Source organism: Croceibacterium mercuriale, assembly GCF_000802385.1.
Classification (GTDB): domain Bacteria; phylum Pseudomonadota; class Alphaproteobacteria; order Sphingomonadales; family Sphingomonadaceae; genus Croceibacterium; species Croceibacterium mercuriale.
Map to the genome: position 1 here is coordinate 1631059 of NZ_JTDN01000001.1, position 16017 is coordinate 1647075.

The 16017-nt window shown below is 68.0% G+C and carries 14 protein-coding genes and 1 riboswitch; all 14 genes read right to left on the minus strand.

All coding sequences use genetic code 11. The features are described from left to right. On the minus strand, positions 1-1848 hold the full coding sequence (locus tag PK98_RS07515) for a TonB-dependent receptor plug domain-containing protein (RefSeq protein ID WP_039095460.1): 1848 nt from the start codon (positions 1846-1848) through the stop codon (positions 1-3). Between the two features lie 122 nt (positions 1849-1970). Then, positions 1971-2168, minus strand: a riboswitch (cobalamin riboswitch). Positions 2169-2189: 21 nt separating this feature from the next. After that, complete coding sequence (gene cobO, locus PK98_RS07520; protein WP_268745935.1) at positions 2190-2831, minus strand: cob(I)yrinic acid a,c-diamide adenosyltransferase; 642 nt, start codon at positions 2829-2831, stop codon at positions 2190-2192. Further along, positions 2828-4876 (minus strand): S46 family peptidase, encoded by a 2049-nt coding sequence (locus PK98_RS07525; RefSeq protein ID WP_052208431.1) that lies wholly within the window; start codon positions 4874-4876, stop codon positions 2828-2830. The genes cobO and PK98_RS07525 overlap by 4 nt, the downstream gene beginning before the upstream one ends. Positions 4877-5010: 134 nt before the next feature. Next, positions 5011-5397: a hypothetical protein gene (locus PK98_RS07530; protein WP_039095463.1), complete on the minus strand. Its 387-nt coding sequence runs from the start codon at positions 5395-5397 to the stop codon at positions 5011-5013. Between the two features lie 62 nt (positions 5398-5459). Further along, the gene (locus PK98_RS07535) at positions 5460-6353 is read right to left on the minus strand and encodes an acyl-CoA thioesterase (RefSeq protein ID WP_039095464.1); all 894 of its coding nucleotides are present in this window, start codon (positions 6351-6353) and stop codon (positions 5460-5462) included. Positions 6354-6456: 103 nt separating this feature from the next. Next, positions 6457-8619 carry a sodium-translocating pyrophosphatase gene (locus PK98_RS07540; RefSeq protein ID WP_039095465.1) on the minus strand — a complete coding sequence of 721 codons (2163 nt, stop codon included), beginning with the start codon at positions 8617-8619 and terminating at the stop codon, positions 6457-6459. Positions 8620-8723: 104 nt separating this feature from the next. Further along, the gene (gene thiL, locus PK98_RS07545) at positions 8724-9599 is read right to left on the minus strand and encodes a thiamine-phosphate kinase (RefSeq protein ID WP_039095467.1); all 876 of its coding nucleotides are present in this window, start codon (positions 9597-9599) and stop codon (positions 8724-8726) included. Then, entirely contained in the window at positions 9596-10060 is a 465-nt protein-coding gene (gene nusB, locus PK98_RS07550) for a transcription antitermination factor NusB (protein ID WP_039095468.1), read from the minus strand. The genes thiL and nusB overlap by 4 nt, the downstream gene beginning before the upstream one ends. Next, the gene (gene hisD / locus PK98_RS07555; RefSeq protein WP_039095469.1) at positions 10057-11349 is read right to left on the minus strand and encodes a histidinol dehydrogenase; all 1293 of its coding nucleotides are present in this window, start codon (positions 11347-11349) and stop codon (positions 10057-10059) included. Before hisD ends, nusB begins: the two co-directional genes overlap by 4 nt. After that, complete coding sequence (hisG, locus tag PK98_RS07560; RefSeq protein WP_039095470.1) at positions 11349-12020, minus strand: ATP phosphoribosyltransferase; 672 nt, start codon at positions 12018-12020, stop codon at positions 11349-11351. Before hisG ends, hisD begins: the two co-directional genes overlap by 1 nt. A 65-nt stretch (positions 12021-12085) precedes the next feature. Continuing rightward, a complete protein-coding gene (locus tag PK98_RS15945) occupies positions 12086-12598 on the minus strand; it encodes a hypothetical protein (protein ID WP_052208182.1) in 513 nt (170 codons plus the stop codon). 158 nt (positions 12599-12756) lie between these two features. Then, positions 12757-13134: a hypothetical protein gene (locus tag PK98_RS07570; RefSeq protein WP_152608560.1), complete on the minus strand. Its 378-nt coding sequence runs from the start codon at positions 13132-13134 to the stop codon at positions 12757-12759. Between the two features lie 328 nt (positions 13135-13462). Continuing rightward, complete coding sequence (locus PK98_RS07575; protein WP_039095473.1) at positions 13463-14560, minus strand: SPL family radical SAM protein; 1098 nt, start codon at positions 14558-14560, stop codon at positions 13463-13465. A gap of 52 nt (positions 14561-14612) precedes the next feature. Next, positions 14613-15767 carry a pyridoxal phosphate-dependent aminotransferase gene (locus tag PK98_RS07580; protein WP_039095474.1) on the minus strand — a complete coding sequence of 385 codons (1155 nt, stop codon included), beginning with the start codon at positions 15765-15767 and terminating at the stop codon, positions 14613-14615. Positions 15768-16017: the final 250 nt, after the last annotated feature.

Below are 16017 nucleotides of genomic sequence, written 5' to 3' on the forward strand. Positions count from 1 at the left end.
TCAGTCGAACCGCAGGCGGACACCGCCAAAGGCGGCCCGGCCGATCGTGCCGTATCCGCTGACGACCTGATACTGTTCGTCGAACAGGTTCTCGACCCGGCCGTAGACCGACCAGCGATCCGCCACCGGCATCTCGGCCCGCAGGCTGACCAGCGTGTAGCCCTCCAGCCGGGTGGTGTTCCCGGCATCGTCGAAGCTGTCGCCGACCAGCTGCACCGTGCTGCCCAGCGAGAGGCCGAAGGTGAAGCGGTAATCGGCCGACAGGCTGCCGCTGTTGCGCGGACGGCGGGCCAGGTGATTGCCGACGAAGCCGGCGCTGCGGTTCTCCGTATCGATCAGGCTGTACGATCCGGAGATGGTCAGCCCGTCTACCGGCCGCGCGACCAGCCCCAGCTCCAGACCCTGCGCACGCGTGCGGGCGATGTTGGAATAGGTGAAGGTCAGGAGGTCGAAATCGATCTGGTTGGTCGTGTCACGGTGAAACAGGGTGGCGCTTGCCACCAGCGCATCGCCCAGCAGGCGCTGCTCCACGCCGGCATCCCAGCTTTCCGCAGTCTCCGGCTCCAGCGTCGTCGTGCCGTAGAACGGGGCATAGAGCTGGTACAGGGTCGGCGCCTTGAAGCCTTCGGCGTAGCTGCCGCGGAGGGTGGTTCCCGGACCCACGGCGAGCGCGGCATTCGCGCCGAAGGTGGTACGGCCGCCGAACGCGTCATCATCGTCACGCCGGACGGCACCGGTGATCGTCAGCGGATCCAGCGGGGTCAGGATCGCCTCGCCCCAGAAGCTGGTGGTGCCACGGCTGTAATCCTGCACGCCGTCGTCGAAGCGGGTATCCTCATGCTCCGCGCCGATCACCAGCCGCACACGGTCCATCGCGTCGACGTCGCCCTTGTAGGTGTAGCGTTCCGAGCGGCCCCGCGACACGAACAGCGGCGCCGCCCCGGCATCCCGGTCGTAATTGTCGCGGTCCACATCGGCGATCTGGAACGCGACCGTGTTGCGCCAGCGGCCGTCGAGGATGTCGCCATGCAGCCCGGCATAGCCGTACAGCTCCTGCGCGGTCGAATACTCGTTCGTGTCGGCAAAGGCGAAAGCGGGTGCGGGGAATCCGTCCAGATCGGTCCGGCTGTCGGCCCAGTATCCGCGCAGGTCCAGCCGCAGGTCGGGTGTGAACGCGACCTCGGCCCGGCCGCTGGCACCGTACTGCCGGTACCCGTCCCGCTCCGTGCCGCCATCGAAGGCGGAGATGCCGTCCGTGCGCAGATAGCCGCCGGTCAGCGCGCCTGACACGATCCCGCTGCTGCCCGACACGCCGCCGCTGGCGAACAGCGTGTCCATGCTGCCATACTCGACATTGCCGCGCGCCTGCAGGCCGGCGGACGGCGCCTTGGTCATGACATTGACCACGCCGCCGATCGCCTGGCTGCCCCACGGCACGGAGTTCGGGCCGCGCAGCACCTCCACCCGCTCCACACTGGAGGCGAGCAGGTGAGCGAAGTCGAACCCGCCGCCGGGCGCCGATGGATCGTTCACCCGCACACCGTCGATCAGCACCAGCGTCTGGTCGCCCTCCGCCCCACGGATGCGCAGGCTCGTCACAGTACCCAGCCCGCCATTGCGCGTCACCGTGACGCCGGGCGTGGTCGCCAGCAGATCGCTGATCGCGACGGTCTGCCGCTGCTCGATCGTGTCGCGGTCGATCACCGTGACGGCCTGCCCGGTGGTGGCGGCATCCTGTGGCGCACCGATCGCAGTTACGATGATGTTCGCATCTGCATCCGTATCCTGCGCTGCGGACGGCAGCGCAAGCAGGGCGGCCGGCGCCGCCAGAAGACAGGGAATTCGCATGTAAAAAGCCCCAAACCACACAGGGCCGGCGCCGCGCAGACCATGCGCGTGCGTCGGCCTGACGCCCGTGTCGCCACTCGAGGGTTTCTGCCTCGTCCGCGCGGCGCACCCCGTCCGCACGATGGATCGACTGGCGACCGGCAGGTCTCCTGGCTCTCGGATCACCATGTCGCCCGGCCTTCCCGGATCTGCACCCAGTGGCCAGTTCGGGCGACATTCCCCGATCACAGTTGCGGGGGCAGCGCGGGCTGCAGCCAGTGGCCGATCCCGACTTCCCTTTTCATCCCCGTCACCGGGGAGCCGTTCGCGCAGCGCGCCCTAGCTCCCGCCGGGGCATCGCGTCAATATTCCACGCCCTTCTGCGCGTTGAACCCGGCATTGAACGGGTGCTTCACCTCACCGAATTCCGTCACCAGATCGGCCAGCTCGACCAGCTCGGGCCGGGCACCGCGCCCGGTGATGCAGACGTGCTTGGTCAGCGGCCGCTCGCGCAGGAAGGCCAGCGCGTCGTCAAAAGGCAGCGTGTCGTCAGCCAGCACGATGTTCAGTTCGTCCAGGATCACGAAATCGATTTCGGGATCGAGGATCAGCGCCTGCGCCCGTTCCCATCCGCGCGCCGCGGCGGCGATATCCTTGGCGCGGTCCTGCGTGTCCCAGGTGAAGCCCTCGCCCATGCTTTCGAAGCTGACGAGTCCGGGCGGCAGGGCGGCGAAGAAGTTGCGCTCCCCCGTCTCCCAGGTGCCTTTCACGAATTGCAGGATCGCCACCCGCATCCCCCATCCGACGGAACGGATCGCCATGCCGAAGGCGGCGGACGACTTGCCCTTGCCGTTGCCGGTATGCACGATCAGCAGGCCGCGCTCCGCCGTGCGGCGCGCCTGCAGCTTGTCGCGCGCCACCTTCATCCGCTTCATCCGGGCATTGTGCCGCGCGTGATCGGCGTCGGTCGTCGGCGCGGGTTCCGTCACGGGGGTGCCAGTCACCCGCCGGCCAGCTCCCGCACCAGCGCCGGTGCCGGATAGATCGTCTCCAGCGCCTCCTGCACCGCCTCAGTCGAGACGACGACCGTCCGGTTCAAGGCGGGGTCGTAGCCGTAATTGCCGCCGAGCGAATGGATGTTGCCGTCGAACGCCGCCCCGATCACCGTGCCGGCCCGGTCGATCACCGGGCTGCCGGAATTGCCGCCGATGATGTCGTTCGTGGTCACGAAATCATAGGTCGCATCGCGGTCGATCTCGTTCTCCCTGGCAGCAAACCCGCGGGCGAGATCAAATGGCGCACTGCCGGTCGCCCGGTCGAAGGTGCCGCCCAGATTGGTGGCGAAGGGCACCGTCGTGCCCCGCTCCTCCCACCCGGCCACCTTGCCGTAGCTGATGCGCAGGGTGAAGGTCGCATCGGGATACTGGCTGTCGCCATAGGCGGCGAACCGCGCATCGGTCAGCTTCGCACCGGCGGCGGCCAGCGGCCCGCGATATTGCGCATCCACCTGCTGCTGCAGTTCCCGCTGGCGCGGCTCCAGCTGCAGGGCATAACGGATCAGCGGATCGTCCGACGCCTGGATCGCAGCCAGACCGCCCTCCCACAGCTGCCGGCGATAGGCGGGGTCCGCCAGCTTCGTGCCGGCGACCAGCCGCGCGGCCAGCTGCTCCGGACTTTCACGGCCCAGCAGCAGCCTGGTGTCGGCATCATCCACGCCGAGATATTCACGCGCCTTGGACAGGCTCCACGAAAGCCGCAGCTCCTCCAGCCAGGGATAGATCGGGCGCTCGTCCAGCACCTCCTTCTCCAGCAGCGGCAGTGCGCTGTCGCTGTAGGCGGGCAGACGCTCCGCATTGGGCTTGGCCCGTTCCTGCGCCGCCATCACCAGATCGTGGGCATAGGCATACAGGTCGGCCGATGGCTGGGTGTAGCGATACGGCAGGTACAGCGTGCGATAGGCGCCGACCGCCTCGCTCACCTGCTCCCACGGATCGCCGGCGGTCACGTCGGTGCGCCCGCGCAGATCCGTCTCGGCACTGGCCAGCCGGGCGGTGAAGGCAGGATCGTTCAGCGCGCGCTGCCGGCCGATATAGACCTTCAGCGAGTTCTCGATCCCGTTCAGCAGGTCCAGCCCTTCACGCGCGCGCTCCTCGCTACCCTGCATGGCGGCGATCAGCCGGCCGCGCAGTTCGGAAAAACTGGTGACGCTGGCCGGCAGCGCGACCTCCCGCTCGAACGCCAGCTGGCTTTGCGTGTAGAGGCGGCTGGTGGAGCCGGGATTGCCCACCACGAAGGTCGGCTCGCCTTCCTGTGGCGCGCGCGGGTTCCACTTCAGATGCGCTGCGGGCTGCACCGGCTGGCCGTTCTCGTATGCGCGCAGGAAGCTCGCATCCATGGAATAGCGCGGAAAGTTGAAATTGTCCGGATCGCCGCCGAACGTCGCCGCGCGATCCTCCGGCGCCCAGACCAGGCGCACGTCCGAGTACTTGCGGTAGGTGTACAGCTTGTACTGCCCGCCGCCGAACAGGGTCACCACCTGGCAGCGCGTGGTCGCCCGGTCGGTGCAGTTCTCGTCCTCGATCGCGGCGATCGCGGCATCCCGCGCGCGGGTCAGCGCCTCGCCGCCAAGACCCTCCAGCGCGGTGCGCACGCGGCCAGTCACGTCGGTGATGCCGGTCACCACCTCGGCCTGCTGACCGGGGCAGGCGACCTCGTCCTCGCGGCGCCCGGCGATGAAGCCGGCGTCAAGCAGGTCGGCGGCAGCCGTCGAATTGTCGAACAGGCAGGATGCGACGCAGTGATGGTTGGTCAGGATCAGGCCCTGCGGCGAGACGAAGCTGGCCGAACAGCCACCCGTCAACCGCACCGCCGCCTGGCGGGTGTGGTCCAGCCACGCCTGGTCCGGTGCCCAGCCATACGCTTCGCGCACTTGCGCCTCCGGAAAATTGTCAAACGTCCACATGCCTTCCTCGGCAGCGGCGGGCGTGGTGCCGGCAATCGCCAGCAAAGCGAGGGGGGAAGTCGCCAGGAGTGCGCGTCGGTTCGTCATCAATCCGCTTTCGGTTTGCCGGCTGCGGCCAGCCAGATAGCGGCATATCGCTGTCATCGGCCGGCCGAGCGTTGTTGCTGGCCCGGGTGTAATCGGATCGACAGCCAACGGCAATCGCCGCGCGGTCCGGCGGGCTACGTGCGGTGGTAGCTTTGCGGCGCCTGTGCATCCTGCACGTCATAGGCGAACCATGCCGCCGCTCCGTGATCGTAGACCTGCACCAGACCATCGGCGATGTGAGCGTCATAGAAGGTGCCGGACGCCCGGTCGTATCCCTTCACCCGATCGCCATCCCGTTCGAACGAGACGAAGCTCTGCTCGCCACTGTCGAAGATCTCCGGCAAGGTGCCGCCGAACCTGGCCGAACGATCGCCGTCGAAGCCCTGAAGCTGGTCGCCACGGCACTCGGCGGCGATCCGCAGATCCTGACCGGCGGCGTGATCGAACAGGCCGGCGACTTTTCTGCCCGTGATGGAGGCGAAGGTCGCGGCGGCGACCATGGCGCGAATATGTGGGTCCATGACCCCGTGTGGCACCGCGGCGGACGGCAGGGCAAGCGCTCGTTGCCGGAAAGCGTCGGCTGTCAGGCCAGCCGCACCATGCCCTCCTGCGCCACGCTGGCCACAAGCCGGCCGTCGCGGGTAAAGATCTGCCCGCGGCCATAGCCACGCGCCATCCCCGACCAGGGGCTCTCGATCACATAAAGCAGCCAGTCATCGGTGCTGAACTCGCCATGGAACCACAATGCATGGTCCAGGCTGGCCGCCTTCACGTCGCCGCGCGGGAAGCTGAGGCCATGCGGCTGCAATGCTGTGGAAAGCAGCTGGAAGTCGCTGGCATAGGCCAGCACCGCATTGTGCACGGAGCGATGGTCGGGCAGCGGCGCCACGGTGCGGAACCACACATGCGCCACTGGCGGACGCGGACGCGGGTCCAGCCAGTCGCGTGGCTCCACGGAACGGAAATCGATCGGCCGGCTGCGGATCATGAACTGCTTGGCCAGGCCTTCCGGCATCCGCTCGGCCACTTCGCGGCGGATCTGCGCGTCGGACACCAGCTCTTCCGGCGGCGGCACGTCGGGCATCCGGGCATACTGATGCACCGGTCCGTCCTGCGGCTCCTGAAAGGAAACGAGCAGATTCAGGATCGGCTGGCCCTGCTGGCTCGCCACCACGCGCCGGTTGGAAAAGCTCTTGCCGTCCAGATCGCGCTTCACGCGGAACTCGATCGGCTCCTTGTCGGTACCCGCGCGCAGGAAATAGGCGTGGAGCGAATTGGCGGTGCGGCTGTCCGGCACCGTTCGGCGCGCTGCACCCAGCGCCTGCGCGATCGCCTGCCCGCCGAACACCCGTCCGGCCGCATCGGGCTGGCGGCGGCCGATGAAGCGGTCTCCCCCGCGCGGTTCCAGATCCAGCAGCAGGCTCAGCTCGGCCACCAGCTGTTCGGGCGTCGGTCCTTTGAGGTCACGGCTAGCCATCGTGCGACGCAGATGCGCGGCACAACAAGGCTAGTCAACAATATTGCAGGGTGCGGCAATGAACCGTCACCCGATCATTGTGTCCCTCCGTGCCGTCATCCGGTCAGGTTGCAAGTGCCGCCAGCAGCAGCAATGCGACGATGTTGGTGATCTTGATCATGGGGTTGATCGCCGGGCCGGCCGTGTCCTTGTACGGATCGCCCACCGTGTCGCCGGTCACCGCCGCCTTGTGCGCCTCCGACCCCTTGCCGCCATGATTGCCGTCCTCGATGAACTTCTTGGCATTGTCCCACGCGCCGCCGCCGCTTGTCATGGACAGGGCCACGAACAGCCCGCTGACGATCACCCCCAGCAGCAACGCACCCAGTGCGGCGAAGCCGTTCTGCTGCCCGGCCACCGCCGTGATCCCGAAATAGACCGCGGGCGGTGCCAGCACCGGCAGCAGGCTGGGCAGGATCATCTCCTTGATCGCGGCCTTGGTCACCAGGTCCACCGTACGGGCATAGTCCGGCTTGGTGGTGCCGGCCATGATGCCGGGATCGGCATGGAACTGCGCGCGCACATCCTGCACCACGTCCCCCGCCGCGCGGCCAACCGCGGTCATGCCCATCGCGCCGAACAGGTATGGCAGCAAGGCACCGAGCAGCAGGCCGACGATGACGTAAGGATTCTCCAGGCTGAAATCGACGTCCAGCCCGGGGAAGAACTCGGTCAGATCGGTGGTATAGGCGGCGAACAGCACCAGCGCCGCGAGCCCGGCGGAGCCGATGGCATAGCCCTTGGTCACCGCCTTGGTGGTATTGCCGACCGCGTCCAGCGCGTCGGTCCGTGCGCGCACCGTGGCATCCAGCCCGGCCATCTCCGCGATGCCGCCGGCATTGTCGGTCACCGGGCCATAGGCATCCAGCGCCACCACCATGCCGGCCAGCGCCAGCATCGCGGTCGCGGCATAGGCGATGCCGATCAGGCCGGCGATCTCGTAGGCGCCGATGATCCCCGCCACGATCAACAGCGTGGGCAGCGCGGTCGCCTCCAAGCTGATGGCCAGGCCCTGGATCACGTTGGTGCCGTGCCCGGTCTCGCTCGCCTTGGCGATGGAGCGGACCGGCCGGTAATTGGTGCCGGTATAGTATTCGGTGATCCAGATGATCGCCGCCGTGATCGCCAGGCCCACCATGCAGCAGGCGAACAGCGCCCAGCCGGTGAACGGCCGCACCTGAGCGGCCATGCCTTCCGTGTCGATCGGCTGACCGGGCATCACGTCCTGTGTGCCGCGCAGCAACGCATCGCCACCGATCACCGCGTTCATGTCGCCCAGCGCCAGGTTGATCGCGAACCAGATGGCGGGGATCGACAGTAGCGCGGTCAGGCCGAAGCCCTTGTACATCGCCAGCATCACTTTGGTGCCGCCCCCAAGCCGCACGGCATAGGTGCCGATGATGGAGGTGACGATGCACACCCCGCCGATCAGCAGCGGCAGGCTCATCAGCGGCAGCAGCAGGTCACCGATGTCGCGGACCAGCAGCGCGGTCAGCACCATGGTCGCACCGACGGTGACCACGTATGTCTCGAACAGGTCGGCCGCCATGCCGGCGCAATCGCCGACGTTGTCGCCCACATTGTCCGCAATCACCGCGGGGTTGCGCGGATCGTCCTCCGGGATGCCGGCTTCCACCTTGCCCACCAGGTCCGCGCCCACATCGGCCGCCTTGGTGAAGATGCCGCCGCCCAGCCGCGCGAAGATGGAGATCAGGCTGGCGCCGAAGGCCAGCGCCACCAGCGCGTCCACCACCTGCCGGTCATCCGGGTTCAAGCCGAACACACCGACGAGCAGGCCGAAGAACACGGCGATAGACAGCAGCGCAAGGCCCGCCACCAGCATGCCGGTGATGGCACCCGACCGGAACGCCAGTGTCAGTCCCTGCTGCAGCCCTTCCCCCGCCGCGGCGGCGGTGCGCAGGTTGGCGCGGACGGAGATGATCATGCCGATAAAGCCCGCCGCACCCGACAGCATGGCCCCGATGACGAACCCGCCGGCGCTGATCGGGCCGAGCAGCAGCAGCACGAGCAGCGCCATGCCGGCGCCGACCACAGCAATGGTCGTGTATTGCCGGCGAAGGTAGGCTTGCGCGCCTTCCTGGATGGCGGCGGCGATCTCGCGCATGCGGTCCGTGCCGGTCGGTGCGCGCAGCACCTGCCGGCCGGTCACCAGGCCATAGACGATGGCCAGCAGGCCCAGCGCTACCGCGATCCCGATCAAGCCCATGGGCTATCCTCTCCCTGTGGCCCGATCATTGTCGCCGGGTCCATCAATGCAGTCAGGCTAGTCGCGATGATCCTGAATGTGCAAGCAAAAAGCTGCGAAGCTAATCAGTTGTGTTGCCAACCCAACCCTTCGGCATTGGCGATCGGCTGCCCGTCCACGAACAGGGGCACAAAGCCGCGCTGCTCCACCTGGCCGATTTGCGTGGCGGGGACCGGCGGCTGCGTGCCGGGCGGCAGGGAGAACAGCAGCTGGTAATCGTCACCCCAGCTCAGCGCCTGCAACCGCCGGCTTTCCGGAGTCGCGATCGGCACGGCGGCGGTGTCGATGGCGATCGAAACCTCGCTCGCTTCCGCCAGCCGCCAGCTGTCCAGCAGCAGGCCATCGGACACGTCCATCATCGCCGTGACCAGCGGGGCAAGCGCCCGGCCCTCCGCCAGCAGCGGCAGCGGCCGCCGATAGGCGGCGCTGTCCGCGCCGGTGCCGTCGCGCAGGGCCTCGAAGCCGAGCAAGGCGGCGCCCAGCTCGCCCGTTACCCACAGCCCGTCGCCCGGCAGCGCGCCGGATCGGCCCGGCACCGGGCGGTGCGTGGCGCGACCGATCGCGGTCAGGCCCCAGCTGCGCGGCGAACCTCCGGCCACGGTATCCCCGCCCAGCAGCGGCACGCCGTAGCGGCCTAGCACCTGCGCCAGCCCCAGCAGGAAACATTCGTCATCATCGCCCAGCATGTGCCCCAGCAGCACGCCCACCGGCTCCGCACCCTTGGCGGCGAGATCGGACAGGTTGGTGGCCACCAGCTTCCACGCGATATCGGCCGCGTCCTGCCCGGGCAGGACATGGATGCCCTCCACCAGCATGTCATGCGTCAGGACCAGCGCCTCGCCGCCGACCTCCAGCACCGCGGCATCGTCCAGCAGGCCGCGCGCCGCCTGATGGCCAGCGAGCATCCGCAAGCCGTCGATGAAGGCGGCCTCGCGGCTCACCGGCTGGCGGAAGGGCGCACTGCCTTGGCCACCGCGTCCAGCACGCCATTGGCGAACTTGGCCTCCTTCGGATCGAAGAAGGCATGGGCGACGTCGAGATATTCGCTGATCACCGTGCCGACCGGCACGTCGTGACGGGCCAGCAGCTCGTAAGTGCCGCAGCGCAGGATCTGCTTCATGGTGCGGTCCAGCCGCGCCAGGGTCCAGCCGCTGGCGAGCTTGCTTTCCAGCAGCACGTCGATCTCCTCCGCCCGGGCCAGCGCGCCCTTCACCACATCGTCGAAGAAGGTCATCTCCGCCGGTGCGATCGGCTCCTCCTCGATCGGACGACCCAGCCGGTGCTGGTGGAATTCGTCCAGCAGCAGCGGCAGCGGGGTGTTCTCCATCTCGCGCTGGTAGAGCGCCTGCACCGCACCCAGGCGGGCGGCGGAGCGGGCGACGGACTTGGACTTCGAACTCATGGCAGGCGCAACTCCACCGAACGGGCATGGGCGGGCAGCCCTTCGGCATGGGCAAGGGCAATGGCGGCCGGACCGATGCGGCCCAGAGCCGCCGCATCGAGCGAGATGAAGCTGGTCCGCTTCATGAAATCGAGCACCGAGAGGCCGCTTGCAAAGCGGGCGCGGCGGCCGGTGGGCAGGACGTGGTTGGGGCCGGCGACATAGTCCCCGACCGCTTCGGGCGTATGGCGCCCCAGGAACACGCTGCCGGCATGGCGCAGCAGTGCGAACAGCGCCTCCGGATCGTCCACCGCCAGTTCCACATGCTCGGCCGCCAGCCGGTTGGCGAGCACCGGCGACTCTGCTGCAAGATCGCTGACCAGGATGATCACGCCATGCGCATCCCAGCTTTCGCGGGCGGTCCGATGGGTCGTAAGCTGGGCGCATTGCACGTCCACCGCATCGGCCACCAGATCGGCGAAGGCGGCATCGTCGGTGATCAGGATCGACTGCGCGGCGGGATCATGCTCCGCCTGGCTGAGCAGGTCGGCGGCGATCCAGTCGGGATCGTTCCGCCCGTCGGCAATCACCAGGATCTCGGACGGGCCGGCGACCATGTCGATGCCGACCACACCATAAAGCTGGCGCTTGGCCTCCGCCACATAGGCATTGCCGGGACCTACGACCGCATCGACCGGCGCGATGCGCGCCGTGCCATAGGCCAGCGCACCGATCGCCTGCGCCCCGCCGACGCGCCACACCTCGTCCACGCCGGCCAGATGCGCCGCGGCGAGTACCAGCGGATTGCTCTGCCCGTTGGGCGTGGGGGTGACCACGACCAGCCGCTCCACGCCCGCCACCTTGGCGGGAATGGCGTTCATCAGCAGGCTGGAAGGATAGGCCGCGCGGCCACCGGGCACGTACAGGCCGGCGGCATCGACCGCGCTCCACCGCGCGCCCAGCCGAACGCCAGCATCGTCAGTGAAATCGCGCTCCGCGGGCAACTGGTCGCGGTGATAGGCGGTGATGCGGTCGGCGGCGAGTTCCAGCGCCTCGCGCAAGGTCGGATCAAGCGCCTCGAAGGCGGCGCGGCAATCTTCCGCCGGGATCCGCCAGTCGGTGTCGCTGGCGAGCGTGTGCCGGTCCAACCTCTGCGTGTAGTCGGCCAGCGCCGCGTCGCCGCGTGCCCGCACATCGTGCAGGATGTCGGTCACGGCGCGAGCGACGTCGCCGTCACTCTCCCGCCGATCATCGACCAGCCGGGCAAAGCGGCGTTCGAAGTCGGCGTCGCTGGTGCGGAGGCGCAGCATCAGGCGGGCTCCACCACACGCGTCAGGGCACGGAAGCGATCCACCAGTCCCGCCACGCGGGGATCGGTCTTCAGCGCGGCGCGGTTGACGATCAGGCGGGCGGACACGTCCATGATGCGGTCGGTTTCCACCAGCCCGTTATCGGCCAACGTGCGGCCGCTGGACACCAGATCGACGATGCGGCCGCTGAGCCCCAGCGAAGGCGCCAGCTCCATCGCCCCGTTCAGCTTGACGCATTCGGCCTGGATACCGCGGCGTTCGAACCAGCGGCTGGCGATGTTGGGGTACTTGGTCGCGATCCGCAGATGGCTGGCACGGGCGGACAGGTCATCCACGCCGAGACCTCCACGTGGTTCCGCCACGGACAGGCGGCAGTGGCCGATGGCGAGATCGACCGGCGCGTAGAGTTCGGAATAGTCGAACTCCTCGATGACGTCGGACCCGACAATGCCGGCCTGCGCCGCGCCGAACGCCACGAAGGTGGCGACGTCGAAGGCGCGCACGCGGATGATGCGGGTCGCCCCGTCATCGCTGGCGAAGCTGAGCGCGCGGTTGGCCTTGTCGTGGAACGCAGCCTCCGGAACGATGCCGGCGCGCGCCATCACGGGCAGCGCCTCTTCCAGGATGCGCCCCTTGGGCACGGCAAATGTCAGTGGTCGGGAATGGCCCATGGCGGGGCCGCACATAAGGGCGGCCGGGGCAAAGGGCAATCGGGCGGCGGACCACAAGGAGGGGGTTACACGGAACGACGGATCTGTCGCCGCACGTCCAGCCAGGCGAACGGGTCGTCCGGAAAGCCCGGCAGGAGGTCGCCAAGCGCCCGGTCGAGCCGGCCGATCACGCCCAACAGTCTGGAATCATCAGGCTTTCTCCAGATCGTGCGCGCCCGGCCGCGATGAAGCGCAATGTGGAACGCGCCCTGGAGCGCCAACGCGCGCGCCTCGACCGGTGTGAACTTCCACCGCGGCTGCCGTGTCCCCCGCACCGCGGTGTCCCATGCAGCGCAAAATGAGCCGGCACCAGGATGCTTGCGCAGCCGGTAGGCGGACTCGCGGGTCATGCCGAGCAGCTGTGCGGCCTTCCGTACGCAGGCGCTCTCGGCCAGCAAGGCGATGAAGCGTGCCTGCCGCGCAGGGGTCCAGCCGTCCTTGCGCGTGCGCAGCGGAACGGGAAGAAATGGCGGCAGCTTGAGGTAGGCAGCCCACCGCCTGTGGCGAGGGCGTTTGCTGGAGTTGCGGCGGTTGCTCATACCGAAGCGCGTAGGCGCGGGAAGCGGATGTAGGAAAACGCTTTGGCTGTGCCGGTGCCGTTCAGGCCTCGCGACCGGTTCAGCCTTCGACAGCAGACACGGCAAGGCCCCCTGCCACCATAGTGGAAGGAGGCCTTGCCTGCGAATTCATCAATGGGTCAGAGCGTCGGCGGGCGGGTCGCATCCGGCTCCGGGCTCGTCGACAGGCCATTCTCGCCCATCGGATCGGCTGTGGTCCCGTCCATCGTATCATCTGTCGTCATGCTGTCATCCGGCATAGGCGCTTCGGGCGTCGGCGTCGTGGGAGACGTCGGTGCGGGCGTCGGCTCCATCGGCTGGGTCGTGGTCGGACCACGCGGGTCGAGCGGATCGGTCGGCGCCATCGGATCGGTCGGCGCCATCGGATCGGTCGGCGCCATCGGATCGGTCGGCTGCGGGGCAGTCTGCTGCGTCGTCGTCGTGTCCTGGGCCTGGGCAACGCCGCCCAGACCAACCATCATCGTAGCGGCGAGCAGACTATTGAGAGCAATCTTCATTTCGTAAAACTCCTGAGTGGCACTGTATGTCGACTGGACGCACGACCTGCCGCGAAGGTCCCCGAAATGCGGCGAGATGATGGCACTGCTCGTTGAGAAGAAATTGTTTATCTGACGTTCAGCAAGTATTTCAGACGAACGGAAGCGGGTGAGATCTTTTTGATATGCCTCGAGCAACAATAAGCATGCCTGTCCTAGTGCAACAGGAAACTTCCCGCCGTGCGGACTTTCTCAATGGCCCCCTTTGGTCGCGACATAGTATCCAGAGAGCGAAGGAATGGTGACGAAGCCTTCCTAGACCGCTCAGGTTGCCCAGCCCGGTCTTGGCTTACGTCCAGTACAGGATGCGCCCGGCCGGCAGTTCCTGCGCAATCCGCTCCTCGAAGAAGCGGCGGAGTTCCCGCATGGTAGCCGTGTCGTAGACCTGCTTCTCGCTGCCGAACTTCGTACGCTTGGTGACCCGGTTCGTTTCGGTCATGTCGAGCGAGGAGCCGGGATACCAGCTGGTGAGCACGGCCTTCGAGCCGGGCGTGTAACGATGCGTGATCAGCTCGACAGTCAGGTCCAGTCCGGCAATGTCTGCCAGCGCGGTGGCGGCGTCGCCGATCAGGGTGGCGTAGGCGTCCTGCCAGCCGGGCGCGGCGATGATCGGAGCGATCGTCAGCCCCACCGGGTAACCGGCACGGGCCATGGCCGCCAGTGCCGCGAGGCGCTGCGCCACCGGCGAGGTGCCGCCTTCGAAGCGGGCAAAGGCGGCGGGGTTGATCGAGGCGCGCATTCGCGTGCGGCCGGCATGGTCCAGCGCCAGCAGCGGCGCCACATCGGCGAACTTGGTGGTGAAGCGCAGCTGGGCATCGGCCTGCCAGCGGCCGAACCAGGCGATCGTGGCGGACAGCGATCCGGTCAGCGGCTCCAGCGCCAGCGGATCGGTGTAGCAGGACGCCTCGAAGGTGGTGCCTTCCGCCACGCGCGCTTCGTTGCGCGAGGTGATGGTGCCCTGCCCCAGATAGGCCGGCAGCCCGTCCAGGATCTCCTCCAGATTGGCATAAACGCGGGTGATCGGCGGCCCCTTGAGGGAGCCGGCGAGATAGCAGTAGCTGCAATGCGCCGGACACCCTTCCGCCAGGTCCACGCGCCAGTCCGCACTGGGGGCAATCGGTTGCAGGCGGCGCTTGGACGGTGGCGCGACGGTAAGCGCCAGCGTGGCCTTCGCCTGCGCGTAGGCCCGGCGGGGATCGTCAGGCAGGTCCAGCCTCAACCGGTCGCCCGGGAGTTCCACCACCTCCACGCCCATGGCAGTGGCGCGCTCCACGATGGTGCGGCCATGGGCGAAGGTCAGCGCAGCGCGGGTGGCGAGCAGGCGACGCGGGCGCCATACGGAGAGCGGGCGAGACGATGAACGCGACGGGGTGGGTGCGGACTGCATGGATCATGCAACGAGCACCCGCCCCATTCGGGTTCACATGGTTGGCCTCAGCTCAGGCGAGCACCTTGTCCACCGCCGCGCTGAAGGCGGCCATGTCCTGCGCCGACCCGATCGTGACGCGCGAGACGTTGGGCCAGATCGGCCAGGAGCGGCCAATCTGCACATTCTCGGCCAGCAGCGCCTTCTGGATGTCGGCCGCGGGGCCACGCTTCCAGTCGATCATGATCATGTTGGCTTCGGAGCCGCCATGGACCTCGACATCGTGGCGCGCCAGGCTGGCAATGGTCTGTTCGCGGTTGGCAATCATCTCTGCGCGGCGGGCGGCGATCCGGTCGGCCAGCGGGTAGGCAGCGGTGCCGCAGGCCAGCGCCGTGATCGGCAGCGTGCCGGACACCTGCCGCCCGTCATAGCGCATCATGCGGTCGTGCAGCGCGGGTGCGGCGAAGGTCAGGCCCAGGCGGATGCCGGCCATGCCGAACAGCTTGGAGAAGGTGCGCATGACCACGACGTCGTCCCGCGTGGCGGCGAGCTGCGCGGCGCTCGGCGCTTCGGAGAAGTGCAGATAGGCCTCGTCCACCAGCACGACCGAGTCGGCCGGCTTGTTGGCCACCAGCCATTCGATATCCGCCAGCGGCGTCACCGTGCCGGTCGGGTTGTTGGGCGTGCAGATATAGTACAGGCCGGCCTGCGGATTGGCGGCCAGCATGGCGCGCACGTCCAGCCCCTTGCCCGGTTGCAGCGGCACCTTGGCCAGCGGCGCCTCCAGCCAGGCAGCGGCGCGCCAGGCCGATTCGAAGGTCGGATCGGCGGTGACGAGCCCGCGCGTCGGCGAGCAGAACGAGATCACGGAGCGGACCAGCGGATCGCCGGAGCCCGGCCACGGCAGGATGCGGTCTTCCGGCACGCCGTCGACCTGAGACACGGTCCGCAGCAGCATGCCGCGCTGATCGTCGGGATCGTAGCGATTGCCTTCGCCGACGATACGCCCCGCCGCAGCGACCGCTTCCGGGAAGGGGCCGGTCCAGCATTCGTTTGCGCCGATGCGCACCGCGCCGGCGATGCCGCGTGCGGCCTGGCTCTGCGCCTGGGCCTGACCGGCGACCTGCGCCAGCACCGCGCCGCCACCGACCAGCGCGGCGATGCGGCCGAGCTGCCGCCGTGAATAGCCACGGCCCAGCAGATCTTCGCGTGCGTCCTGTTCCATCATCTCGATAAACCCCCGATTTTGCCACCACTGGGTCAGGCACAGGCCGGCTGCCGTGCAGGCAGGCCGCTGCCGCTGGCCCCTCGCCTCGTTGTCCCATTACCGCATTGCAGCGTCAAACACTTTTAGCAACGAAGGCTGGTTTGAACGCATGATTCTTCTGGTTTTACCCTCTTGTTCAGATTGAACATTGCAACTAACGAGGGATCGGCGACGGCATCCGGGGGTGACACGGAAGATGCGCGCGCTGCGG

Coding starts and splice junctions, on each gene's coding strand:
- PK98_RS07575 (WP_039095473.1), bottom strand. CDS start 14,560: ATGCAGTCCGCACCCACCCCGTCGCGTTCATCGTCTCGCCCGCTCTCC.
- nusB (WP_039095468.1), bottom strand. CDS start 10,060: ATGAGTTCGAAGTCCAAGTCCGTCGCCCGCTCCGCCGCCCGCCTGGGT.
- hisD (WP_039095469.1), bottom strand. CDS start 11,349: ATGCTGCGCCTCCGCACCAGCGACGCCGACTTCGAACGCCGCTTTGCC.
- PK98_RS15945 (WP_052208182.1), bottom strand. CDS start 12,598: ATGAGCAACCGCCGCAACTCCAGCAAACGCCCTCGCCACAGGCGGTGG.
- PK98_RS07525 (WP_052208431.1), bottom strand. CDS start 4,876: ATGACGAACCGACGCGCACTCCTGGCGACTTCCCCCCTCGCTTTGCTG.
- hisG (WP_039095470.1), bottom strand. CDS start 12,020: ATGGGCCATTCCCGACCACTGACATTTGCCGTGCCCAAGGGGCGCATC.
- PK98_RS07530 (WP_039095463.1), bottom strand. CDS start 5,397: ATGGACCCACATATTCGCGCCATGGTCGCCGCCGCGACCTTCGCCTCC.
- PK98_RS07570 (WP_152608560.1), bottom strand. CDS start 13,134: ATGAAGATTGCTCTCAATAGTCTGCTCGCCGCTACGATGATGGTTGGT.
- PK98_RS07540 (WP_039095465.1), bottom strand. CDS start 8,619: ATGGGCTTGATCGGGATCGCGGTAGCGCTGGGCCTGCTGGCCATCGTC.
- PK98_RS07535 (WP_039095464.1), bottom strand. CDS start 6,353: ATGGCTAGCCGTGACCTCAAAGGACCGACGCCCGAACAGCTGGTGGCC.
- PK98_RS07580 (WP_039095474.1), bottom strand. CDS start 15,767: ATGATGGAACAGGACGCACGCGAAGATCTGCTGGGCCGTGGCTATTCA.
- PK98_RS07515 (WP_039095460.1), bottom strand. CDS start 1,848: ATGCGAATTCCCTGTCTTCTGGCGGCGCCGGCCGCCCTGCTTGCGCTG.